The organism is Arsenophonus sp. ENCA, assembly GCF_002287155.1.
GTDB classification, from domain to species: Bacteria; Pseudomonadota; Gammaproteobacteria; order Enterobacterales; family Enterobacteriaceae; genus Arsenophonus; species Arsenophonus nilaparvatae.
In genome coordinates this window covers 1-1,400 of record NZ_NHNG01000478.1, presented here as the reverse complement: position 1 = coordinate 1,400, position 1,400 = coordinate 1, and the positions used below count along the sequence as shown (strand labels likewise).

The window sequence follows — 1,400 nt, the reverse complement described above, 5'->3', positions numbered from 1 at the left end:
TTGTGCGGGGTGATTTAGGGTAAAATACTTTTTCAGTGGTGCGTGTCTTCGCTGGTTTTTTATGTTGGATTAACTAAAGTGTGCTTAAATTTCAATAACCGGATGTTTATCTCAATCCGTTTGCTTGAATTATCGCAGGGAGATTATTTGACGTTTTTCGGGTAACCACGCATATGCATTATCCCGCGTCTTTTCTTGCACCTGTATCAGAATAACAAACTTTTTGCGGACCGCACTAATCCTTTTTATAAAAAACTTTGTCAGGTAGAGAGTCGGTGAGTCGCTTCATGTGATTAGCTTAGCTTTTCTGCAATATATCGCTAAACTCGGCACTGATATCACCTTATCAGGTTTTTTGCGGACCGCACTAGCTTTTTTTTCGTTGGTTGGAATAATCATTCCAATGTTGCGCTTGAAGCGGGCACAAAAGTATGACGAAAACCCCCATTTCCTGGTGGTTTAACCCGTTATGGTTAAACAAAGTGATTAATTTTTTTACGCTAAGTTAAAATATTAGATGACTGACTCAATCCCGTCGCACTAGGCTGCTGAATGTTGACAGGTGTAAAACTTAACAAAAGTTGAGTGATTCCAGCTTAATGTGGCGGCGAATGTCAGCATAAACAGTAAGTTAATCACCATACTCTTTTTCTTTAATTTTTTTGTTTATCTTCATGATGTAAAATATTGGCTTCATTGTTATTTAATCGTTTCGTTTCTTTATCAGAGTCTGCCTCGTCTATCGATAGATAGTCTTCGGTTGGCAAGGATAATTCCTCAGTATCTATCAATTTTTCGCCATCCGTACTCTCAGTGAGTTTGCTATCCGTATCTTTTAGTATGGAGTCATTGATGTCAAGGGTTAAGGCTTTATCCATATCAATGGAAAGACTTTCTTCTACTGTAGTTGCCAATTCGTTGAGCTTCTCTTTTTCCTGCGTCCTTTCTATTACGATGGTAGTATCCGTTTCTCTTTGTTGTAATGCGCTTGGGAACTGGTCAGCCTGATAGGTTTTGGGTTCGACACTTTCATCGCCCTTCTGGAGAATAATGTACACGAGTTTCGCACAGGCATATAAAACACGAGTTTCGCACAGGCATATAAAATTCTAAAAATGGCTTAAAAGCAATGATTAATCTGCAAGTTACTAAAAAACATAAATTTTCTTAAATTACAATAAGTTGTATTTGATTTATAAGGTTTTGACTATTTATATATCATGCTGAATTAAACTTAAAAATAGAGCGTTTTTTTATTGGTGCGAAACTCGTGTAAAATAAAGCCGAGAGAGATTGGATAAACTCGGGGTAAATGTTTCATTTCCTACCATGGAGAGCAATTCATCATCATTAACCTGAAACGCCTGTTTTATGGCCTTTTTCCAGTCCTGATGGTCTTT

The 1,400-nt window shown here is 37.4% G+C and carries 1 protein-coding gene; it reads right to left on the bottom strand.

Annotation, left to right across the window (positions count from 1 at the left end):
- Nucleotides 1-653 precede the first annotated feature (653 nt).
- Nucleotides 654-1,058, bottom strand: coding sequence for a hypothetical protein (locus CBG25_RS12330; protein WP_290606950.1), 405 nt, complete (start codon nt 1,056-1,058; stop codon nt 654-656).
- Nucleotides 1,059-1,400: the final 342 nt, after the last annotated feature.